The organism is Crocosphaera sp. Alani8, from assembly GCF_038442745.1.
Lineage (GTDB): Bacteria > Cyanobacteriota > Cyanobacteriia > Cyanobacteriales > Microcystaceae > Crocosphaera.
In genome coordinates, this window is sequence record NZ_JARVCN010000283.1 from 1 (window position 1) to 19,307 (window position 19,307).

The window sequence follows — 19,307 nt, forward strand, 5'->3', positions numbered from 1 at the left end:
GCATAAGGCTTTCATGCTTGTTCTTAATTCTCTCATGAATAATGCAGGCTAGGTCCTAAGACTGAAACAAATTCACCAGCTTCTGCCTCCAACTGAATCTTGCCGAGGACAGAAAAACGTTTTTTGCCAACGCCGAAATCCTTGCCTTCAATATCAATTTCGAGCTTCTTAGACATTCTCTGTGTTTAACATAAAGCTGAACATTTGATTTTTTTTAAGCATTTCGATAGGTTTGTCTCCATCGAGTCAAATACTTTTCTAACGCCACTAACATCGAATCTGTGATTTTTCCGAGTATTCCCACAGCAACCATACCAACAATCATATCGTCTGGTCTGGAGAAATTCCGAGAGTCCCACATTAACCAACCTAAACCTTTAGAAGAGGCAATAATCTCACTGGCCATCAATAATGTCCAGGATAAAGCCATTGCCACTCGCATACTGGACAGTATACTCGGTAATGCCGATGGCAGTAGTATTTTCAATAACAAACTCCAATCGCTTTTTTCGAGAACATAAGCCACTTCAACTAATTCTTTATCAGCACTACGAATTCCATAGGAAGCTTGTAAAAATAGGGTGCAGAAGCTACCAATAGAAATTAGGGCTATTTTAGAGGCTTCTCCAATGCCAAAGACAATTACCAACAAGGGAATCCAAGCGATAGGAGGGACAGGAATTAATCCTAAAATAGAAGGCTCGAACAGTCTAGCACTAAATCTTGAGTAACCCACTAATGTTCCCATGATAATTCCTAAAGTAGTCCCCAAGGAAAAGCCTAAAAATAATCTCTTTAGACTGATTAATGAATGTTCTAATAACCGCCCATCTGTGAGCATGACAAAAAATTTCACCACAACCTGACTAGGATAAGCGATTAAGGTCTCCGGCAACCATCCCCAACGTACCGAAAATTCCCAAGCTAGTAGGAGAATGCAAGGAAAAATTATTAGTTGTAGGACTTTCAGTAACCAACTAATTTGACCATTTCCCCTAGTCATAGTTTGTTTCATTAAAATCTCCGTAATCAGTGCTACTGAGCATTAGGGATTAGTGTAGGAAATATTGGCAGTTGCGGTAGTAAGCTAATGGGATCTGTAAAAATGATCTGAGATTGTTGATTTGACTGTGAGAAAGAGGTATTGACTAACTCAGATGCATTAACTTGATTTTGGATAAAGTCAGTGTTAAGAAGAAAATCGGCTTTTGCTTGAATGTCTTGAACCACTTCGGGGGTAAGTTGAGCAGTCCAATCGTGTCTTGGCCAAGCTCGTTGAATTACCTCTAAAGAAAGACTGAGTTCTTGGGCTACAATTTGTTGAGCCTGATCAGGATTATCTATCATCCATTGCTTTGATCTTTCAAGAACGTCAACTAATTCCTGAGCAAGTTGAGGATTTTCCTGCGCAAACTTGCTTCGTACTGCCATAATGCTGTTAATGTAGGCATCTCCTTGAGGAAGTACCCTTCCTGTTCCTGCGATTTCCTCTTGCTCCACAAATGGTGGCCAAACAGCCCATGCTGTTACTTGACCTGTTTGGAAAGCATTTTTTGCATCAGGAGGGGTGAGATCAATTACTTCGACATCAGATGCTTTCACTCCAGCATTATCTAATATTCTTAACAGTCCGTAATGAGAGCTGCTTCCTGCCAAAACTGCTATTTTTTGTCCCTTTAAATCTTTTGCACTGTTAATAGTAGAATTACTAGAAACTAAAATTTCCTGAACCAATGTAGAAGAAATACCAACAATTTCTACACCTATTCCGGCAGCTTTACCGACAATGGCAGGAGGCGCAGCTTGAAACACAACATCAATTCTATCGGTTGCCAGAGACTCATTAATAGGTGGTAAAGACTGAAATAATTCATACTTAGCTTCGATTCCTTTTGGTTCAAGAACTTCCTCGAACCACCCCTGATTTTTAGCTATTAGATAAGGTCCATAATCCACAGCTACTGAAAAACTACCAAATCTAACTTCTTTGATAGAAGAATTATTGTTTGGTGTCCCATTTTGTCTTCCGCAGCTAGAAATCCCTAAAACGAGGACAAACAATGTTGATATTAAAGCAATGCCCTTTTTCATAATTCTCTTAGTGCTTGCGGTTAGTTATATTTTTTTGTCTCAGGTATCACCATAGCATAATTTGATTGCCTCTGTTGCACAAATGCTTGTTGTTCTGATCATAACAAAACTCCATTCGAATCTAGTACATCTTAAGTTTTAGGTTAGTTTTAATTAAAATACATAAGTTAGAAAGATAACCTATTTGTAGCAATTAAGATGTGATTTTTGAACGTTTTTTATACCATTTTCATTAACTTAGACTACAGATATTTATGTTGTAGGGGTCAAAGGCCGTTGATCCCTACGGGAATGTGTCGCGAGACTTTTTGAAATTGGTCTTACTATTTTTTCTGTTTACTAGTTTAATAATTTTGCCAACCACTAAATTCATAATAAACATTACCACGGGTGCTACGACGGTTACCTCTCAATTCTCTTAATTTTTGGTTTAAATAGTCTTGAGCTTCATGGGAGGGAAGTTCTGTAGCTTGCATAAATGTCAATATACTAATTTGCCCTTGACTTTGTTCTAATAGTTGATAAAAAATAGTTTCAACATCTTTTCTAAGAGATTTCAAGTAAATATAAACAGAAATAGAATAAATAAATGATAAGAATAAACCGAAAATATGCAATAAATAATTACTAAAAAGAGACTCAATAAAAACAAATTCAAAGACGAGAAAAAAAACCAAAGTATTCCAAAAGATATAAGCTTCTTTAACTTTTTCTCTTTGGATTTTTACTTTTAATTTCGCAACTATAATAATATAAACAACAATGGTTAAGGCAAAATAGACGATCCACTTCATTGACCATACCCAATCTGCTCATCATTACTATTCTATCTTTTTACCGATAACTGTTAACTGTTCATTGTCAACTATTCCCAATGAATTTGCGATCGCTCTTGACACACTACCTGATAAACGTCACCAGTTTGTTTAGCCAACCCTGGCCAACCAAAACGCAAGGCTAACTCTTTGTATGCTTTTTCTACCAACTGCTGGCCATAGTCAGGATTCCTTAATATTTTGAGAATTCCCGAAGCCAGAGAATCGGGGTTATTCACCTCGGCAACGATACCGGTTTGTTGATCATGAACTACTTCTGGTAAACCCCCTGTACTGGATACTACCACAGGAACACGGGCGGCAAAACTTTCTAGGGCGACAATGCCAAAAGGTTCGTACAAACTGGGAAATACAGCGCAGTCGGCGATGGTTTGAAAGCGATCTAAGTCTTCATCGGACATAAACCCTGTAAAACAACAACGATCAGCAATTTTTAACTCATGGGCTTCGGTTTGTAAATGCTCACTATTTCCACCACCAATAATCACTACTTTAACATTTCCTTCTAACTCCCATAGCACCTTGGCTGCTGCTTGTAAGAGGATAGAAATACCCTTTTCACGGGTCATTCTCCCCACATAATAGATAATTTTTTCGTGATCTAGGGCAAATTGACGACGAAAAGCCAAATAATCAAAATCAGGATCTTTGCGTTTTTTCTCAGCCCGAATCCCATTATAGATAACATCCATTTTATCCGTGGGAGTTTCAAAAGCCCTTCTCAGTTCATCGCGCATATAATCGCTACAAACGATCACGCGCCAAGAATTATAGATCAGAACCCTCTCTTTGTTGGCAATATAGCGTTGGGTATCGTTATGAATTCCATTGTAACGACCGTATTCCGTCGCGTGAATAGTAGCAATGAGAGGAATCTTAAACAGATGTTTGAGGGCGATGGCAGCATCGCCAACTAACCAGTCGTGGGCATGAATCAAATCAAAAGGCCCCTTATTTTGGATTAATTGTCCTCCATGATGACCCATGCTGTTATTCATCTGCACAATCCATTGAAAAAAGTCGTTGGCTTCTGATACCGCGACACGATAAACATGAACTCCGTCGACTAATTCATAAGGGGGACTTTGCCCGGATTCCACCGTAATTAAATGGATTTCGTGGCCTAATTTAACGATTTCTGGATATAGTTCTGCAACATGACGGGCAATACCTCCCACAATACGGGGAGGGAATTCCCAACTCAACACCAAAACTTTCATAAATGCGCGCTCCTCAGCGAGACACGAAAGCTGAAATAGCTTAGGATATTTAGGAGAATTTCACTAAAACTCCTGGTTCTTTTTGTATCGGCAATACATCTACAATGTCACTTTTAGCGCAATACTGTAAATCTTCGTGACCGTTTAACCGTAGCAATCTTTGACCATGACTGGAACGGTGAAACATTTCTAACAGATTATCGTGCCATTGGGTATACAATGCGCTAGCCGCTATGACTTCATCGTTACTCACCTCTACACTTTGAGGATCATTGCTGATTAAAGCGTGGGCGATCGCTCCTGCACAAACGGTATCTTCTAGGGAATAACCTCCTTCCCATCCCGATCCCACTAACCACACGGTTTCTGGTTGATTTTCTACAATGTAGTTAACAGCAGCTTGTCGGTTAATCATGGCTGCAGTAATCACGGTGGGGGCTTTTTGCACCCGTTGTAGAGCGCGGGTTCCGTTGGTGGTTGTTAAAAAGAAACGTTTACCGCCTACGGTTTCTGGATTACAATCCAAAGGGGAATTGCCGAGATCAAACCCTTCCACTTTTGTTCCGCCTCTTTCCCCTGCCCGAATGCGTTTTTCTGGTAGCCATTGCTCACTAACTGTCATTAACTGTTGAATATCGCTAAAAGTTTGCACTGCTTCTGCGCTTGCTTCTAGCACGGTGGCGATGGTGGTGGTAGCTCGTAAAACATCTATAACTACGGCACAGTCGGGTAGATGGTCTGTTGGGGTTAGTTCGGGAGTATGATAGACAAATAGCTTCACGTTTGTCCTCGGGGCAAGTTAATTATGGGGGACGACTTCTATATTATCTGGGTAACGGACTCCTGGCCAAATTATTTATCAAAAACCCTCGTTTTGACTGACGAGGGTAGCCAGAGCTTAAAACGCTTGTTCTACTTCGGCGATTTCTGGGATCATCTCTCTTAAGCGTCTTTCAATACCCATTTTTAGGGTCATGGTTGAGCTAGGACAAGACCCACAAGCTCCCTGTAAGCGTAGTTTGACAATGGGACCTTCTATATCTACCAATTCAACGTTACCACCGTCTGCCATCAAATAAGGACGCATTTCGTCTAGGACGGTTTCTACATTATCGGGGGTTAAAGCTAATGCTTCTGACATAATTTACCTCTCTTCGGATTGATATCAATGACGCTATCTTTATCGTACCTTGAAGTTTTCTAATTATCCATTATCAATTATCAATGGTAAATTCTACATCCTTCAATGTTCAAAAATATCCTTATAATGCATTAAGTCTAACTCCACGAATACGGGAATAACTTTCATACATTTTTGGGCAATTTCCCATCTTTCTTCCCTTTGCAACATAGTTATTAATTGTTCTCTGAGGGGGATTAAATATCTAACGTCGTTGGCGGCATAACTCAGTTGTGCCTCGGATAACTTTTGACTATTGCCCCAGTCAGAACTTTGAGAACTTTTATCAAGTTCTACTCCTTCTAATTCTTGTACTAAGGATTTTAAACCATGAGATCCGGTGTAAGTTCTTCCGAGTTTACTAGCTATTTTAGTGCAAAAAATTGGTGTAGTTTCGATGGCAAAATTATACTTAAATTGACCCACATCAAACCGAGCATAGTGAAAAATTTTGACAATATTTTTATTTTCTAATAGTTGTTTTAAATTGGGAGCTTCTTTTTGTCCTCTTTCAATACGAATTGCTGTTACATAACCAGTGGAATCGCATAGTTGCACTAAACAAAGTCTATCTCTTTGGGGAATTAATCCCATAGTTTCTGTATCAATGGCAATAGCATCGGACTGAGAATAAAGTTTGAGAATTTCTGGAGGAAGATCGCGATCGCAAACTTGAAAATTATTACTGCTTTCTGAAGAACCGCTCATGGTGACTGGGTATGATTGTTAGCTATCAATCTACCCGATCCTGCTTATTTTATTCTAAAAAAAAACAATTTCTTAATTATAGAAATTGCTCTGTTTTAGTCACTTAAAACAAACACATAACTATATTTAACGTCCTAACCCATGAAGTACACTTAACTCCTGCCCCCTGCCCCCTGCCCCCTGCCTCAAAGAGATCACCTCTGTACCTCACAAGTATGAGAAATGCTATATATTTAACGTCCTAACGCATGAAGTTGATTAATTACGGTTGTACATTTTTGGGTTACGTCTTCTAGAGCTTGACGTTTATTGGACTCAGGAGGTTGAATAATCTCTCCAACGCGCATGGTTAAGGGGACGGAACGAGGAATAGGTGAGCCTTTTTTTAAGATTTTTTCTGTTCCCCATAAGGACACTGGTAACAAGGGAACTTGTGCTTTAGCTGCTATCATAGCCGCCCCTAGTTTGGGATCATCTATGACACCATCAGCAGTACGGGTTCCTTGCATGAAAATGCCCACTAACCACCCATCTTTGACGGCTGCTAAGGCTGAACGGATAGCACTGCGATCGCTGGCTCCTCGTTTGACAGGATAAGCTCCATATAGACGAATTCCTTCTTTTAGAATAGGTACGCTAAATAGCTCTTCTTTCGCCATGAAAGCCACGGGACGACCTAGACAGGAGGATAGGAATGGGGGATCGAAATAGCTTGCGTGATTACATACTACCACCAAAGGATGCTTTTTCGGCACGTTTTCTAGACCATAAACTCGTCCCCGAAAGTAAATGTGATACATGGGAACGAGAATAGGGCTTTTAAAAAGATAATATAGGATTAAACTTGAGAGAGGTTCTCTTTCTCTGAATTCGCTATTTTCCATTACAATCAAGGTATAGTCAATTATACTTTTACAGCATGGACTGCCCCAGAATAAAGCAACAATAATAATTATTTACAAAAATTATTACGGCAGGAAAATTTTCCGTTGATAGGTAAATGTCTTGATATTGTACTATTTGTCCCCAAAAAACAGTTCAATAAAAGCACTTCAGATTTCAGGGTTGAAAAAATGGTATCTTAAAAAATAAGAATTCTTAATTTTTATTTAAGATTTTTTGAACATTAACCTAAACTCGATAAACTCGTTTCCAGAGATTGTTAAAGGAGAAATCGTTAGATTATTATGGCGTATTATTGGTTTAAATCTTTTCATTTGATTGGCGTTGTTGTTTGGTTTGCAGGATTATTTTATTTAGTTCGACTGTTTGTTTATCATGCTGAAGCATCAGAAAAAGAAGAACCAGAAAGAAGTATTCTTAAAACACAGTATGAAATTATGGAGAAGCGTCTTTATAATATCATCACTACCCCTGGTATGGCAGTTGCTGTAACTATGGCCATTGGTTTAATTTCCACTGAACCTGATGTATTAAAATCGGGATGGTTGCATATTAAATTAGCCTTTGTTGTGCTGTTATTAGCCTATCATTTTTACTGTGGAAAAATCATGAGACAGTTAGAGCAAGGGGAATGTCAATGGACAGGACAACAATTTAGGGCATTAAATGAGGCTCCAACAGTTTTGTTAGTTGTGATTGTTTTGTTGGCTATTTTTAAGAATAACTTACCCTTAGATTTAACCACTTGGCTAATTTTTGCTTTAGTTATTGCTATGGCAGCATCTATCCAATTATACGCTAAAAAAAGACGGCTTGCTCAGGAAAAGTTAAGTTCATCCACCGATTAAATAGAATTCAGTAAGGGTGTAATACAAATAAGCCCTTACTAATATTTTACATCCTTTCTAAGACCGATATACCCAGTAAAGACAATCCCAGTTTTAAGGTTCTTGCTGTTAAATTACACAAGAGTAAACGAGATATTTTTATGGACTCTTCTGACTTTAGTACAGGACAATTCTCATAAAAACGATTGAATTTTTTACTAAGTTCGTATAGATAATCGCAAAGACGGTTAGGTAGTAGAGTATTTTCCACTTCTTTAATAGCTTCACTCAGTTGCAATAAATATTTTCCTAACTCAATCTCGGTGTCTTCTTTAAGCATTATTTGTCCATTACTGCCTAGATTTTCGTAGTCAATATTTCCTTCTCTGCTAATACTTTGTATCCTAGCATAAGCATATAACATATAAGGGGCTGTATTACCTTGTAAAGCCAACATTTTATCGTAACTAAATATATAATCGCTAACACGGTTTTGACTTAAATCAGCATATTTAACCGCACTAATTCCCACTACTTCAGCTACATTATCGATAAAACTTTCTGATTCTTGTCTCTCTTCCGATTGTAAGCGATTTTCTAAATCTTTGCGAGCATGATTTACAGCTTCGTTTAATAAGTCTTTTAGTTTAATAGTTTCCCCCGAACGAGTTTTTAATTTTTTCCCATCTTCTCCTTTAACTAAACCAAAAGGAACGTGAGTCACTTCTACTGTATCCGGTAATAATTTTCCTTTTTTAGCTACTTGAAAAACCTGAGCGAAATGATTAGATTGTCCTGCGTCGGTTACATAAATAATCCGTTTAGCATTATCTTCTTGAATACGGTATCTCAAAGCTGCTAAATCTGTAGTTGCGTAGTTATAACCGCCGTCAGATTTCTGAACAATTAAAGGTAAAGGATCACCCGACTTATTAGTAAAACCTTCCAAGAAAACGCATTGCGCTCCTTGATCTTTTTCAAGAACTCCTTCTGTATCCAAGGCTATAATAACATTTTCTAGATAAGGATTATAAAAAGATTCCCCTCTTTCTGTCAGTTCAACATCTAATTCATCATAAATTTTTTGAAATTCTCGACGGGATTGATCACAAAGCAACTGCCAAGCTTGGCGACTTTCTTGATCCCCTGATTGTAATTTTACCACTGCTTCTCTAGCAACTTCTTGGAACTGTGTATCTTCGTCAAATCTTTTTTTTGCTTGTTTATAAAAAGTTACTAAATCACCTATTTCTAAAGCATCAGGCTTAATTAAAGCAGAAGGATAAACTTCTTTTAAGTAAGTAATTAACATTCCAAACTGTGTTCCCCAATCTCCCACATGATTCAGTCTTAAAACATCATAACCTAAGAATTCTAAAGTTCGGGCAATACAATCACCAATAATAGTCGAACGCAAATGTCCTACGTGCATTTCTTTGGCAATATTAGGACTAGAAAAGTCAACAATAACTCGATGAGACTTAGAAACTTTGTCAATGCCTAAACGCTGATCGTCCTTTAAAAAGTTTAATTCTTTTTCTAAATAACTTGGTTTTAATTTTAGATTGATAAACCCAGGTCCACCAATGCTAGGAGTTGTACAAATATTTTCCAAGGATAAATTACTAACAATAATTTGAGCAATTTCTCTAGGATTTTTTCCTAATTTCTTGGCTAAAGGAAGGGCAATATTCGCCTGATAATCGCCATGTCTGAGATCCCTGGCAGTTGTGACTTGAGGATCAACCCCTTTGAAATCTTCTCCAAAATACTTTTCTAGAGCTTCTTGAAACTTCTGGGTTAGTTGCTCATTGATAGAACTCATAATACTTATAAACAGCTGAGAAAACTTTAAGTTATTTTTTTAGTTCACCTAGCTTATCATAATAGATGGGGCAGAGATTATAAAATTATCACAAAGATTTAGTCAAACCTTTATATATTACTTGTCAGGAGTAATCAAAAAAATTCATAAAAAGTTGTTCAAGTGTCGTATTATTTACCTTAACTTATTATTGGTTTATCTTTTATTTTTGTAATCTTTAATAAAGCCAACTCTATCAACTTATGTGAATATAGCTGTAACCCTAACCCTGCATACTGCCTAATGTAACCTTTATTTTTGTTCAGGCAGATAGATTGCAATGAGAAAAGCACCTGGGAGTCTTGCCGTGTTTCGACCCCAGATGCTTTTCTACTAACTCACTCACACCACGAAGTACCGATTTATCTTCGATACACTACTAAGATATACCTTTGGTTTTCAGAATGCAATATGTAACGGACAGTTTAATAATTGTCACATTGTTAAACAAGGTTGCAATAACTGATAGTACATGATATGATACAAATAATTGTAGTAAAAAAACGTAGTTAAGTTTAAGAGGAATTACATAGTTTGGGACGACCCAGAAGAAGAAATCAGCCCGTTACCGCAAACACAAACAGTAAGTATCGAGTTAACCAGAACATTCGCGCCGAAGAGGTTAGAGTTGTTAACCAACATGGAGAACAACTAGGTATTCAACTCTTGTCTGCTGCTATATACTTAGCTGAAAACGCTGGACTAGATTTGGTAGAAGTTGCACCCAACGCATCACCCCCAGTGTGCAAAATTATTGATTACGGTAAGTTTAAGTACGAGTTACAGAAAAAAGAATCTTCAGCTAAGAAAAATCGCACTGAAACCACTCTCAAGGAAGTTAAGTTAAGATATTGCACAGATACAGGGGACTTAAACACAAAACTCAGACAAGCGAGAAAGTTCCTTGAAAATGGTTCAAAGGTTAAATTCTCTATGAGATTTAGGGGACGGGAACGTGCATTTATAAGACTAGGTAGGGAAAAATTAGACAGCATCGTAGAGAGATTATCTGATGTTGCTAACCAAGATGGAAATAGCAACTATAACGGTAATCAACTATCTGTTATTCTTGAACCAAGTTAATTAGTAAAGATAGAATTTATTGTAGGGATTAACTAACGTTGATCCTTATTATTTTTAAATGAATAGGCTTAATTTTTTGCTCTAACATAATAATTATCCTATTCGTTAACTTCTTTGAGAATATGATCATAAAGTTTACTACTAACTCTAAATGTTGTTTGTAAGATTAATTCATCCATTACCACTTTAACTTGATTAATTAATCCTCTTTTCTTAGCAATTAAAAGCACTCCTAAAACCCCTGTTACTGTTAATCCTAGTTGATTAGCTTCTCTTCTCCCCAACCTTTCATCAATTAATAACAGATTAGCTTTTAATTCTACTGATAGAGTAATAGCTTCTGCTTCTCCTCTATCTAAATTATGTTCTAATTTACTAACTAATTGTTTATTTGTTATTGCTCTAATCTGTATCCAATTTGCATTTTTAATAGTATTATTTATCTTTTTTCCTGCTTTGATGTCAATTAATTCATCATACACAGCTTGAGGAATAATAATGTTATGATAAATTTCTTCTAATAGATTGAGTCGATCAATCTTTGCCAAACTACTTAAAGGAGAAGTATTACTAACAATAATCATAACCAACCTGTCTCCTTTAGGGTTTTAACATCTTGATCAAATTCCTCAATATTATAATGTATTGGAATATTTTGTGTAGCTAATAGTTCTTGAAATTCCACATAATTCATTTTAGCTATTTTACTCGCTTTCCCTAAACTAACTCTTTCTTTTTGAAACAACATAATAGCAATCTCAACTAATAATTCTTGGTCTGATAAACCAACAGAATTAAGAATTTCATCAGAAATAAGTAGACTCATAATTTTACCTCTAAATTATCTACATTATATTATATTCCATATTCATGATTGGTTAAAGAATATTAGCTAAACGAAAATCGGCGATAAATGGAAGAGTTTATTCTTTATTTTGTTGCATACGTCGAGAGAAAAATAAAATTTCTACATTTTCAATTTCTTCCGTCTTTGGGTTAAGAAGAACAATAATATCATCCCCTAATTCTTCTGATTAATGGTAACAATTGTCGAATAAATTTTATTAACTTATTATTAAAATTATCAAAGAAAAAACTTTAGTATAACACACTTATTTATAGTGATAAATCAAAATTTTGTTAACTATTTCAAAAACTTCTTGAAATGCTCTAAAACCAAAATCATTAAAACCTTCTTCTTTATTGTATATATAGGTAGCAAAGTCATTTTTTGACAATGCCACATTATTATTTTCAGAATCAAAAACCTTATCATCTATGATTTTGAGTTGATTAGACTTTAATTTATTTATTTCAGTAGTATTTAATTGAGGATTATTTAAATGTTTACCACTGTTTGAGTGAAACTCGTCACTTAGAAAAAGTCTTCTATTTCTCTTGTCTGTGCGCTTAATTTCTGAATCTTGATAATAATGTTCTATACAAATCTCCTTAACATCTTGACGATGGTTAGGGATAGGTAAAGCAAAAGAATAAACGCCATTGCCCCAATTTTTAAACCCTTGAGAATCATCATGAATCTTTTTCATTATGTTAGGCTCATCTCGATCAAAAATAGCAATCATGGGAGTAATTTGCTTCTGTTTACAAAACTGTTTACATACTTCAAGAAGTTGACTACTACCTTGCTTATTAGGCTCTAAATCTTCCTTATATTCTATTTCAAAATCATAAAATTTATTTTCATTTTTCAACCATTGCCAAGCCGCTTTTAAATGTTGAATAAAAGAAAAAGTCCTCGAACTCTTCCAAAATTAATAGAGGAAAAGAAATCTTCAAGATCAAGATTTAGAATGTATCGTTGTTTGATATGTATATTGGCATTAGTAACAATACTTTTTTGAAGGGCAAAACCATGTACTGATGGTTTTACTTTATATACGCTACTTAAAACTTGATTAAGTTTATGTTGAAGAATTTTTAAAGATGTTTTAGGGGTAGTAATTAATCTGTGTCCACCTGACTTTTTTGGAATTTTGAAGGTAGTGTATGCTTTATCAATAGGGTATATATACAAATGATAGCGCAGTTGATAGTCACTAACCTGGAGTAATCTAGCAACATCCTGGCGTGTTTTTAACTGCTCAAAGTGTCTTTTTAATTCTTCTTGCGGTAAATCTAAAGAAGTTGTCCCCATATTTATTAGTAGAAACAAAATAGCTAGATACTTTGCAGTGTATTCTAACTTATCACAACCCGAGAGGTGCTCTAAGTCAAGCTAAGACAGGTTTTAGAGTGTATATGCTACCCCTTGAAACATAACCTCCGCAGTATCGACAGAGGGAATCAATAAGCTACAAGTATCTAACTTTTTTGAGTATAGATCATCAGTTCAGAAATTACAAATTTTTTCTCAGTGCAATAGCCAATATTTTAGGGTAGATTAACACCAGTGTAATACATCTTATATAGAGAATTTTTTCACTCCAAAACATTGAGCAAGCTTTTAAGATTTATACATATTTGCGATAATAAACCATATGAAAAAGCTTTAGACAGTTTCGACAATCATATCCATAAGAAGATCAAGTATTTGTTTAAGTTATAAAAAAGCCCCAACTTCTAAAGTTGGGGGAATTCACAAGTCTGTGAAACAAGGTTTACAGTAAATAAACCAAGATAAAAAGTAGAATCCAAACCACGTCAACAAAGTGCCAGTAAAGTTCGGCTGCTTCCACACCAAAAAAGGACTCGCTGGTGTAGTGTCCCGGTTTACGAGAACGCCATAAAACAGCTAAAGTTAATAACAGTCCAAAGGTCACATGAAGACCATGAAAACCGGTTAAAGCGTAGAAACAACTGGCAAATAAGTTAGTAGTTAACCCCATCTCTAGATGGAAGTATTCATACATTTGGCCAATGAGAAAAATAATACCCATAACTGCAGTAATACCGAACCACAGTTGCAAACCAGAAACATCATTTTTCTTGATAGCAGCTTGTCCTTTGTGCATGACAAAACTACTGGTAACCAGGATAATAGTATTGACTCCAGGTAATAATAATTCTAGTTCTGGAGTGCCTTCTGGTGGCCAAACAGGTAAAATGGTTCTATAGATTAAAAAGGCTGCAAATAAGCCCAGGAAAATAGAACTTTCTGCTACTAAAAACAGAGCAATTCCAAAGAGTCGATGATCGGGATGTCCTCCGTGTCCACCGTGATGGCCACTGTGTTCAGGAACTGTTCCTTGAGGTTGTTGAATCGCTGATCCTTGCATAAGAAATTGAAACGTTGAAATGATTTAATGAAGGTAAAAAAAAGAGCAGTGAGGGCTTAATTTTATTAAGCCCAGAAGAGGAAAAAACTACTTAGAATTAGACCCAACTTCGGCTAACATATCTTCGATGGTTTCCTCATCATCCACACCTTCGGAGTCGGTACCGTAGTCATAGGGACCTGCCCATAAAATGGGTTCTTCATCGAAGTTTTCGATCGCAGGAGGAGAGGAGGTTTGCCACTCTAAGGTGAAAGCGCGCCAAGGGTTACGACTTGCTTTTTCTCCTTTAATCAAAGTGAGGAAAATGTTAATCACAAAGGGAAGACTAGACAAGGCTAAAATATATGCACCCAAAGTACAAATTTGGTTCAAAGGTTCAAACTGAATGTCATATAAAGCAATACGACGGTTCATCCCTAATAACCCTAATTCGTGCATAGGTAAAAAGGTGATATTTAAGCCGATGAAAAGTAGGATAAAGTGGGCCCTTCCTAGAGGTTCGTTGATCATTTTCCCCGTCATTTTGGGGAACCAATGATAGAACCCTGCAAACAGTCCCATAGCAGCCCCACCAAAGAGAACATAATGGAAATGTCCCACTACAAAGTAGGTATCGTGAACATGGATATCAAAGGTAACAGAAGATAACATAACCCCTGTTAAACCTCCCACCAAAAAGGTAGCAATGAAACCAATACCAAAACACATAGCGGTGTTGAGGTTCAGTTTCCCGCCCCAAATAGTGGCACACCAGCTAAAGATTTTAATTCCTGTGGGAACTGCAATGAGCATGGTGGCAGCCATGAAAAAGATACGCAACCATCCAGGAGTACCACTGGTAAACATATGGTGCGCCCATACAATTAAACCGAGAAAACTGATGGCTAAACTAGAATAGGCGATGGCACGATAACCAAAGATTGGCTTACGAGCATGAACCGGTAAGACATCGGAAATTACCCCAAAGAAGGGCAAAATCATGATGTACACAGCAGGGTGGGAGTAAAACCAGAACATATGCTGGTAAACGATGGGATCTCCCCCACCTGTGGGGTTAAAGAAACTGGTACCGGCGATCAAATCGAAAGATAAGAGAACTAAGGCAGCAGCTAGTACGGGGGTGGATAATAAGATTAAAGCGGAGGTTGCCAGCATAGACCAACAAAATAGAGGCATACTGTGCAAATCCATATCTTTAATTCGCATCTTAAAGATGGTGGTGACAAAATTAATCGCTCCCAAAATAGAGGAAGTTCCCACCAATAACACACTTAAAATCCAAATTTCTTGACCCCATACCCCACTAATTAAACTGAGAGGTGGGTAAGAAGTCCAACCAGCTTGTGCTGCACCCCCATCCACAAAGAAACTCAGCAGCAAGAGGATACCCCCAGGAGGAGTTAACCAGAAAGCTACGGCATTAAGGTTAGGAAATGCCATATCATCAGCCCCGATCATCAACGGGATCAAATAATTGGCAAAGGCAGCCCCAGCAGGTACGATCCATAAAAAGATCATAATAGTGCCATGTATGGTCATGAATTGGTTATACATGGCCGGGGTAACAAAGTCAGGATCGGCGGTAGCGAGTTCTGTACGAATAACCTCAGCAAATGCCCCACCGATAAAATAGAACGCGAAGGACGTGACTAAATATTGAATACCGATCACCTTATGATCGGTACAAAAAGTGAAGTAGTCCGTCCACTTCCTTTCTTGATGTTCCATGTGGGTTGATTCGACGGTGATTGTCATAGAAGGTTTATCAATGATTACGATAGACTTGGCAAAATTTAGGTACAGATAAGACCTTGAGTCAGGGGTCTAAAGGAGAAGTCCAATGGGAGAAGGTTGACAAAGCTAGGGAACCCAAACTCTTTAATGTTGAGGTTAAAGCTAGATAGGGAGACTCAGTCTAAGAAAGGACTTCTCTAAGGGTTAAAAATCGTGATGGGAATTGTGGTTAACCAGTTCGGCAACCATATTGTCATTCATGCCCATTTCTTCGGCATAAGGGCTAAGATATTCACCATCGCTCATTTCTTGGGGAGTAACAACGGCAGTTTCTCCCATATTGGCTTCTTGTACGGGTTTATTAGCTTGCTCCCATTGAGCGTAGGCTTCAGCACTATCCACATGGAGTACGGATTTCATGCCTCCATGATACGCGCCACAGAGTTCGGCGCAAATGATAGGATAATCTCCTTCGCGGTTAGCGGTAAAGGATAAAAATACGTCTCGGCCCGGTATAGCATCTTGTTTTAAGCGCAGTTGGGGAACCCAAAAGGCATGGAGTACATCCCCTGCATTGATGTTCAGTTGCACAGGACGATCGATAGGAGCATGAAGCTCACCAGAAACGATACCCGTTTCGGGGTAGGTGAAAATCCACGCGTATTGAATAGCTTTGACATCTACCACGATAGCAGGATTCTCTTCTGTTGCAGATTTACCAATTCCCAAAGCTATTTGACGCTGTTGACCACCCATAGCTACTTGTTGGGGAGCCATATCTTTAGAAATTACAGGATCTAGTCCCCCCATATTGTTATACGCTTCAAAGGTGTACAGCGCGAGTATGAAGACAATAACAGTGGGAATAGCCGTCCAGAGAATTTCTAGAGGAACATTTCCCTCGATAGGTGGTCCGTCGCTAGTATCCCCTTTACGACGACGAAATCGAATGACACTATAGACCAAGACCCCTTCTATCAAGAGAAAAAGTCCCGTTGCAATAGTCATCATCAGGTTGAATATGTTGTCTACCTGTTTGGCATCCTCAGAGGCAGCCACTGGCAACAGGCCATGATTTTGACCGTACCAAAGACTGACTAGTGTAATGACGATACCAACGAGTAAGGTGATAATGTTACTTGGAATCTTCACAGTGGTTGATGGTTTAGACGATTACCTACTTAACAACGGTAAGACAAACTTTTAGAAATGATGGGCTTTTTTATCACAGATTTAAGGATCTTTTGTTTTTTTTTAGAATTAAACTCCATGAAAATTGACGCTAATTGAGAAAAAAGATTTATAAATGACAATTTTAGATTTTTTTAAGATTAGTTTTGAAACAAGTTGTTAACTTAGGATATAGAGACGCTTGATATAGTGACTCCTTATCTAAAACATTCTCTTTCTGTTCTGATATGACAACAACATCTGTACAATCAAATTTAATTACTAACATCACTGGAGAACCTTATCAACCAGCTAGACTTTATTATTACGTCACCAATAAAAAGACGGTTTTGGGGGTGTTTAATAAATTAAAATGTACGGAGTATTATGAAAAGAGCGATCACTGGTATTGGTTTTACAAAGAAGAAGCTCAAAAAATTCGTTTTCAACAGTCTTATAATAAAATTCCCAAAGAAAATCGCCCCATTCCTTTAGGTTATTTTCGCTTTATGAGCGACAATTTAATGATTCTGGAAGTGCGATCGTTTCAACGGGTAATAGAAGCAGTAAAATTTTTTAATACTAGAATAAATTGGCGCGCTGCCGAACCTGTTAGACTAGGAATTGTTAATAAATTATTTGGTTGTTCCCCCGATGAAACCCCTCAACCTCCTAATTCTTTTGCAGAATTTTTCGATCAAGATGATGTTGTTGTTTATACCCCAGAAGACTTAGAAGAGGAAATTCAAGATATTATTGCTCAACACGAAACGGAAGAGGAACAAAATAAAGCAATCTCAGCTCACATGGAAGAAAAATCTAAGCATCCCCTACCAGAAACTGAAGAAATAGCTGTCAGTATTCATGACGAAGGGTTATCAATTTTAGAAATGGCTTTACGAATGAAACATATTGAAGCTTGGGAACATTGGCAAGGCAATAAAGATTTTACCCAATACAATTTAATTCAAAGTATGATGGAAAATATGCCGAGTGAGCAAAATATATCTGAATAGCTGTAGTGGTTAGAAAGATTATCTCTTCCTCGTCCACTGTTTTCTGTTCCCCAAAGTGATAACTTTTTGTACCTGATCAAGTCGTAAATTGCTATATTTTTGTGAAAATCAATTAATGCCTTATCGTAGAACTATCCGCTTTTCTGATACTGATGCAGCCGGCGTTGTTTATTTTTCCACCTTATTATCCATTTGTCACGAAGCTTACGAAAATGCTTTACAAGTAGCAGAAATCGAATTAAAAACATTTTTTACAAATTCGGATGTTGCTATTCCCATTGTTCACGCTAACATAGATTTCTATCAACCTTTGTTTTGTGGCGATCGCATACAAATTAATCTGATGACAACTCAATTAAGTGCAACAGAGTTTGAAATAAAATATCAAATTTTTTTTGAAAATAATTCAGATAAATTAATAGCTCAGGCAATAACTAGACACGTTTCCATTACCCCAAAAGTTCGTAAACGAAGTCCTTTACCATCATCTATAATTCAGTGGTTGCAATCAAACCAAGCTCAATGTTAAGTATAGTTAAATAATTCAGGTTTAGACTAATAATTCAGAAATTACACAGTAAAATACAGTTGAGATAAGGGGTAAAATATTATAAATTGTATTAAATAAACAAATTACCAAGCCTTGATATTAAAGACTACCCCTTGCTCTCAACTTTGTTAGTTTATCGTCTACGATAATACGCAGTGGCTATGTTATTCTTACGTATGTGGGAAAAATTCAGGCATTAAGGCAGGTCAAAACCTACCTTAAGACAAACACTCCCATTATTAAAGAGGAGCGACTTGAATCTCAATAGTTGCCGTAACTTCAGGATGTAGTTTAACCGTTGCTTCGTAGAAGCCAGTTTTGTTAATATCTGGAACAGTGATACCTCGGCGATCAACCTCTTGACTAGTAGCTGTTTGAATAGCCTCAGCGACTTCTGAAGTAGTAACAGTTCCAAAAATAGCTTCTCCTTCCCCAACTTCTTTACGAATAGTAAAGCGTTTGATGGTTTCGAGAGCTGTTTTGCGTCCTTCTGCCTCCTGTCTTTCTGCTAGGAGTCTTTGTTTCTCCTTCTCTTTCCGTTGTTCTACCTGTTTAAGAATGCCAGGAGTAGCAAGGGTGACTAATTTTTTAGGAAGTAGATAATTTCTAGCATATCCTGGAGCCACTTCCACTAGATCCCCGTTTTTTCCCAACTTATTGATGGATTCATTAAGTACGACTTGAACTCTTTTTGCCATGATTGTTTGTTCCTTGTTTAATGCTTCACTGCAACCCTCAATTATACAACAACATTCACAAAAAAATTAGAGTGTGCAAATTTTGCACAATTATAATTCAACCTTAATAAAATCTTAAAGATCCTAGCCAAGTAACAAATGGATATGATATATTGCATCATGAAAAAAACTATTGAGGAGTCTATTAT

22 protein-coding genes are annotated in these 19,307 nt (G+C 37.1%); 4 read left to right on the forward strand and 18 right to left on the reverse strand.

Features of this window, described 5'->3' with window-relative positions; genetic code table 11:
• Window positions 1–32 precede the first annotated feature (32 nt).
• The 9 genes from P9B04_RS15640 to P9B04_RS15680 form a co-directional block, all read right to left on the reverse strand.
• A complete protein-coding gene (locus P9B04_RS15640) occupies window positions 33–176 on the reverse strand; it encodes a hypothetical protein (RefSeq protein WP_342055916.1) in 144 nt (47 codons plus the stop codon).
• Between the two features lie 38 nt (window positions 177–214).
• Entirely contained in the window at window positions 215–1,015 is an 801-nt protein-coding gene (locus P9B04_RS15645) for an ABC transporter permease (RefSeq protein WP_342055917.1), read from the reverse strand.
• A gap of 20 nt (window positions 1,016–1,035) precedes the next feature.
• Window positions 1,036–2,091 (reverse strand): ABC transporter substrate-binding protein, encoded by a 1,056-nt coding sequence (locus tag P9B04_RS15650; protein WP_342055918.1) that lies wholly within the window; start codon window positions 2,089–2,091, stop codon window positions 1,036–1,038.
• Window positions 2,092–2,435: 344 nt separating this feature from the next.
• The gene (locus P9B04_RS15655) at window positions 2,436–2,885 is read right to left on the reverse strand and encodes a hypothetical protein (protein WP_342055919.1); all 450 of its coding nucleotides are present in this window, start codon (window positions 2,883–2,885) and stop codon (window positions 2,436–2,438) included.
• 71 nt (window positions 2,886–2,956) lie between these two features.
• On the reverse strand, window positions 2,957–4,147 hold the full coding sequence (locus tag P9B04_RS15660) for a glycosyltransferase family 4 protein (protein WP_342055920.1): 1,191 nt from the start codon (window positions 4,145–4,147) through the stop codon (window positions 2,957–2,959).
• Between the two features lie 49 nt (window positions 4,148–4,196).
• A complete protein-coding gene (locus tag P9B04_RS15665) occupies window positions 4,197–4,928 on the reverse strand; it encodes a 2-phosphosulfolactate phosphatase family protein (RefSeq protein ID WP_342055921.1) in 732 nt (243 codons plus the stop codon).
• A 117-nt stretch (window positions 4,929–5,045) separates the two neighbouring features.
• A complete protein-coding gene (locus P9B04_RS15670; RefSeq protein WP_342055922.1) occupies window positions 5,046–5,288 on the reverse strand; it encodes a NifU family protein in 243 nt (80 codons plus the stop codon).
• 102 nt (window positions 5,289–5,390) lie between these two features.
• Window positions 5,391–6,035 carry a ribonuclease D gene (locus P9B04_RS15675; RefSeq protein WP_342055923.1) on the reverse strand — a complete coding sequence of 215 codons (645 nt, stop codon included), beginning with the start codon at window positions 6,033–6,035 and terminating at the stop codon, window positions 5,391–5,393.
• Between the two features lie 233 nt (window positions 6,036–6,268).
• Complete coding sequence (locus tag P9B04_RS15680; RefSeq protein ID WP_342055924.1) at window positions 6,269–6,919, reverse strand: lysophospholipid acyltransferase family protein; 651 nt, start codon at window positions 6,917–6,919, stop codon at window positions 6,269–6,271.
• Window positions 6,920–7,222: 303 nt separating this feature from the next.
• Here P9B04_RS15680 and hemJ point away from each other — a divergent pair, with 303 nt between their 5' ends.
• Window positions 7,223–7,786, forward strand: a complete 564-nt coding sequence (hemJ, locus tag P9B04_RS15685; RefSeq protein ID WP_342055925.1) for a protoporphyrinogen oxidase HemJ — start codon at window positions 7,223–7,225, stop codon at window positions 7,784–7,786.
• Between the two features lie 46 nt (window positions 7,787–7,832).
• Here the strand turns inward: hemJ and argS are convergent, their stop codons facing one another.
• Window positions 7,833–9,590, reverse strand: a complete 1,758-nt coding sequence (gene argS / locus P9B04_RS15690) for an arginine--tRNA ligase (protein ID WP_342055926.1) — start codon at window positions 9,588–9,590, stop codon at window positions 7,833–7,835.
• Window positions 9,591–10,163: 573 nt separating this feature from the next.
• On the opposite strand from argS, the gene infC reads away from it, so the two are divergent.
• Complete coding sequence (gene infC / locus P9B04_RS15695) at window positions 10,164–10,712, forward strand: translation initiation factor IF-3 (RefSeq protein WP_342055927.1); 549 nt, start codon at window positions 10,164–10,166, stop codon at window positions 10,710–10,712.
• A gap of 98 nt (window positions 10,713–10,810) precedes the next feature.
• Here infC and P9B04_RS15700 read toward each other — a convergent pair whose 3' ends face one another.
• From P9B04_RS15700 to coxB, 7 genes are all read right to left on the reverse strand, one after another.
• Window positions 10,811–11,296, reverse strand: coding sequence for a DUF3368 domain-containing protein (locus P9B04_RS15700; protein WP_342055928.1), 486 nt, complete (start codon window positions 11,294–11,296; stop codon window positions 10,811–10,813).
• The gene (locus P9B04_RS15705; protein WP_342055929.1) at window positions 11,293–11,538 is read right to left on the reverse strand and encodes a UPF0175 family protein; all 246 of its coding nucleotides are present in this window, start codon (window positions 11,536–11,538) and stop codon (window positions 11,293–11,295) included. Before P9B04_RS15705 ends, P9B04_RS15700 begins: the two co-directional genes overlap by 4 nt.
• 286 nt (window positions 11,539–11,824) lie before the next feature.
• Window positions 11,825–12,427: a hypothetical protein gene (locus tag P9B04_RS15710; RefSeq protein ID WP_342055930.1), complete on the reverse strand. Its 603-nt coding sequence runs from the start codon at window positions 12,425–12,427 to the stop codon at window positions 11,825–11,827.
• 17 nt (window positions 12,428–12,444) lie between these two features.
• Window positions 12,445–12,870 (reverse strand): reverse transcriptase domain-containing protein, encoded by a 426-nt coding sequence (locus tag P9B04_RS15715; RefSeq protein ID WP_342055931.1) that lies wholly within the window; start codon window positions 12,868–12,870, stop codon window positions 12,445–12,447.
• A gap of 463 nt (window positions 12,871–13,333) precedes the next feature.
• Window positions 13,334–13,951 (reverse strand): cytochrome c oxidase subunit 3, encoded by a 618-nt coding sequence (locus P9B04_RS15720; RefSeq protein WP_342055932.1) that lies wholly within the window; start codon window positions 13,949–13,951, stop codon window positions 13,334–13,336.
• An 87-nt stretch (window positions 13,952–14,038) separates the two neighbouring features.
• Window positions 14,039–15,706: a cytochrome c oxidase subunit I gene (ctaD, locus tag P9B04_RS15725; protein WP_342055933.1), complete on the reverse strand. Its 1,668-nt coding sequence runs from the start codon at window positions 15,704–15,706 to the stop codon at window positions 14,039–14,041.
• A 183-nt stretch (window positions 15,707–15,889) separates the two neighbouring features.
• Window positions 15,890–16,837: a cytochrome c oxidase subunit II gene (coxB, locus tag P9B04_RS15730; RefSeq protein WP_342055934.1), complete on the reverse strand. Its 948-nt coding sequence runs from the start codon at window positions 16,835–16,837 to the stop codon at window positions 15,890–15,892.
• Window positions 16,838–17,103: 266 nt separating this feature from the next.
• Here coxB and P9B04_RS15735 point away from each other — a divergent pair, with 266 nt between their 5' ends.
• Together P9B04_RS15735 and P9B04_RS15740 are read left to right on the forward strand one after the other, a co-directional pair.
• Window positions 17,104–17,871: a hypothetical protein gene (locus tag P9B04_RS15735; RefSeq protein WP_342055935.1), complete on the forward strand. Its 768-nt coding sequence runs from the start codon at window positions 17,104–17,106 to the stop codon at window positions 17,869–17,871.
• A gap of 115 nt (window positions 17,872–17,986) precedes the next feature.
• Window positions 17,987–18,400 (forward strand): acyl-CoA thioesterase, encoded by a 414-nt coding sequence (locus P9B04_RS15740; RefSeq protein WP_342055936.1) that lies wholly within the window; start codon window positions 17,987–17,989, stop codon window positions 18,398–18,400.
• A gap of 260 nt (window positions 18,401–18,660) precedes the next feature.
• Here P9B04_RS15740 and rplI read toward each other — a convergent pair whose 3' ends face one another.
• Window positions 18,661–19,119, reverse strand: coding sequence for a 50S ribosomal protein L9 (gene rplI, locus P9B04_RS15745; RefSeq protein WP_342055937.1), 459 nt, complete (start codon window positions 19,117–19,119; stop codon window positions 18,661–18,663).
• Window positions 19,120–19,307: the final 188 nt, after the last annotated feature.

Bases quoted from the DNA above. Each gene is read 5' to 3' on its own strand.
- P9B04_RS15720 (WP_342055932.1), bottom strand. From the start codon at position 13,951: ATGCAAGGATCAGCGATTCAACAACCTCAAGGAACAGTTCCTGAACAC.
- ctaD (WP_342055933.1), bottom strand. From the start codon at position 15,706: ATGACAATCACCGTCGAATCAACCCACATGGAACATCAAGAAAGGAAG.
- P9B04_RS15740 (WP_342055936.1), top strand. From the start codon at position 17,987: ATGCCTTATCGTAGAACTATCCGCTTTTCTGATACTGATGCAGCCGGC.
- P9B04_RS15645 (WP_342055917.1), bottom strand. From the start codon at position 1,015: ATGAAACAAACTATGACTAGGGGAAATGGTCAAATTAGTTGGTTACTG.
- P9B04_RS15735 (WP_342055935.1), top strand. From the start codon at position 17,104: ATGACAACAACATCTGTACAATCAAATTTAATTACTAACATCACTGGA.
- P9B04_RS15670 (WP_342055922.1), bottom strand. From the start codon at position 5,288: ATGTCAGAAGCATTAGCTTTAACCCCCGATAATGTAGAAACCGTCCTA.
- P9B04_RS15675 (WP_342055923.1), bottom strand. From the start codon at position 6,035: ATGAGCGGTTCTTCAGAAAGCAGTAATAATTTTCAAGTTTGCGATCGC.
- P9B04_RS15680 (WP_342055924.1), bottom strand. From the start codon at position 6,919: ATGGAAAATAGCGAATTCAGAGAAAGAGAACCTCTCTCAAGTTTAATC.
- P9B04_RS15640 (WP_342055916.1), bottom strand. From the start codon at position 176: ATGTCTAAGAAGCTCGAAATTGATATTGAAGGCAAGGATTTCGGCGTT.
- P9B04_RS15715 (WP_342055931.1), bottom strand. From the start codon at position 12,870: ATGGGGACAACTTCTTTAGATTTACCGCAAGAAGAATTAAAAAGACAC.
- P9B04_RS15655 (WP_342055919.1), bottom strand. From the start codon at position 2,885: ATGAAGTGGATCGTCTATTTTGCCTTAACCATTGTTGTTTATATTATT.
- P9B04_RS15705 (WP_342055929.1), bottom strand. From the start codon at position 11,538: ATGAGTCTACTTATTTCTGATGAAATTCTTAATTCTGTTGGTTTATCA.
- rplI (WP_342055937.1), bottom strand. From the start codon at position 19,119: ATGGCAAAAAGAGTTCAAGTCGTACTTAATGAATCCATCAATAAGTTG.
- P9B04_RS15660 (WP_342055920.1), bottom strand. From the start codon at position 4,147: ATGAAAGTTTTGGTGTTGAGTTGGGAATTCCCTCCCCGTATTGTGGGA.
- hemJ (WP_342055925.1), top strand. From the start codon at position 7,223: ATGGCGTATTATTGGTTTAAATCTTTTCATTTGATTGGCGTTGTTGTT.
- argS (WP_342055926.1), bottom strand. From the start codon at position 9,590: ATGAGTTCTATCAATGAGCAACTAACCCAGAAGTTTCAAGAAGCTCTA.
- P9B04_RS15700 (WP_342055928.1), bottom strand. From the start codon at position 11,296: ATGATTATTGTTAGTAATACTTCTCCTTTAAGTAGTTTGGCAAAGATT.
- P9B04_RS15650 (WP_342055918.1), bottom strand. From the start codon at position 2,091: ATGAAAAAGGGCATTGCTTTAATATCAACATTGTTTGTCCTCGTTTTA.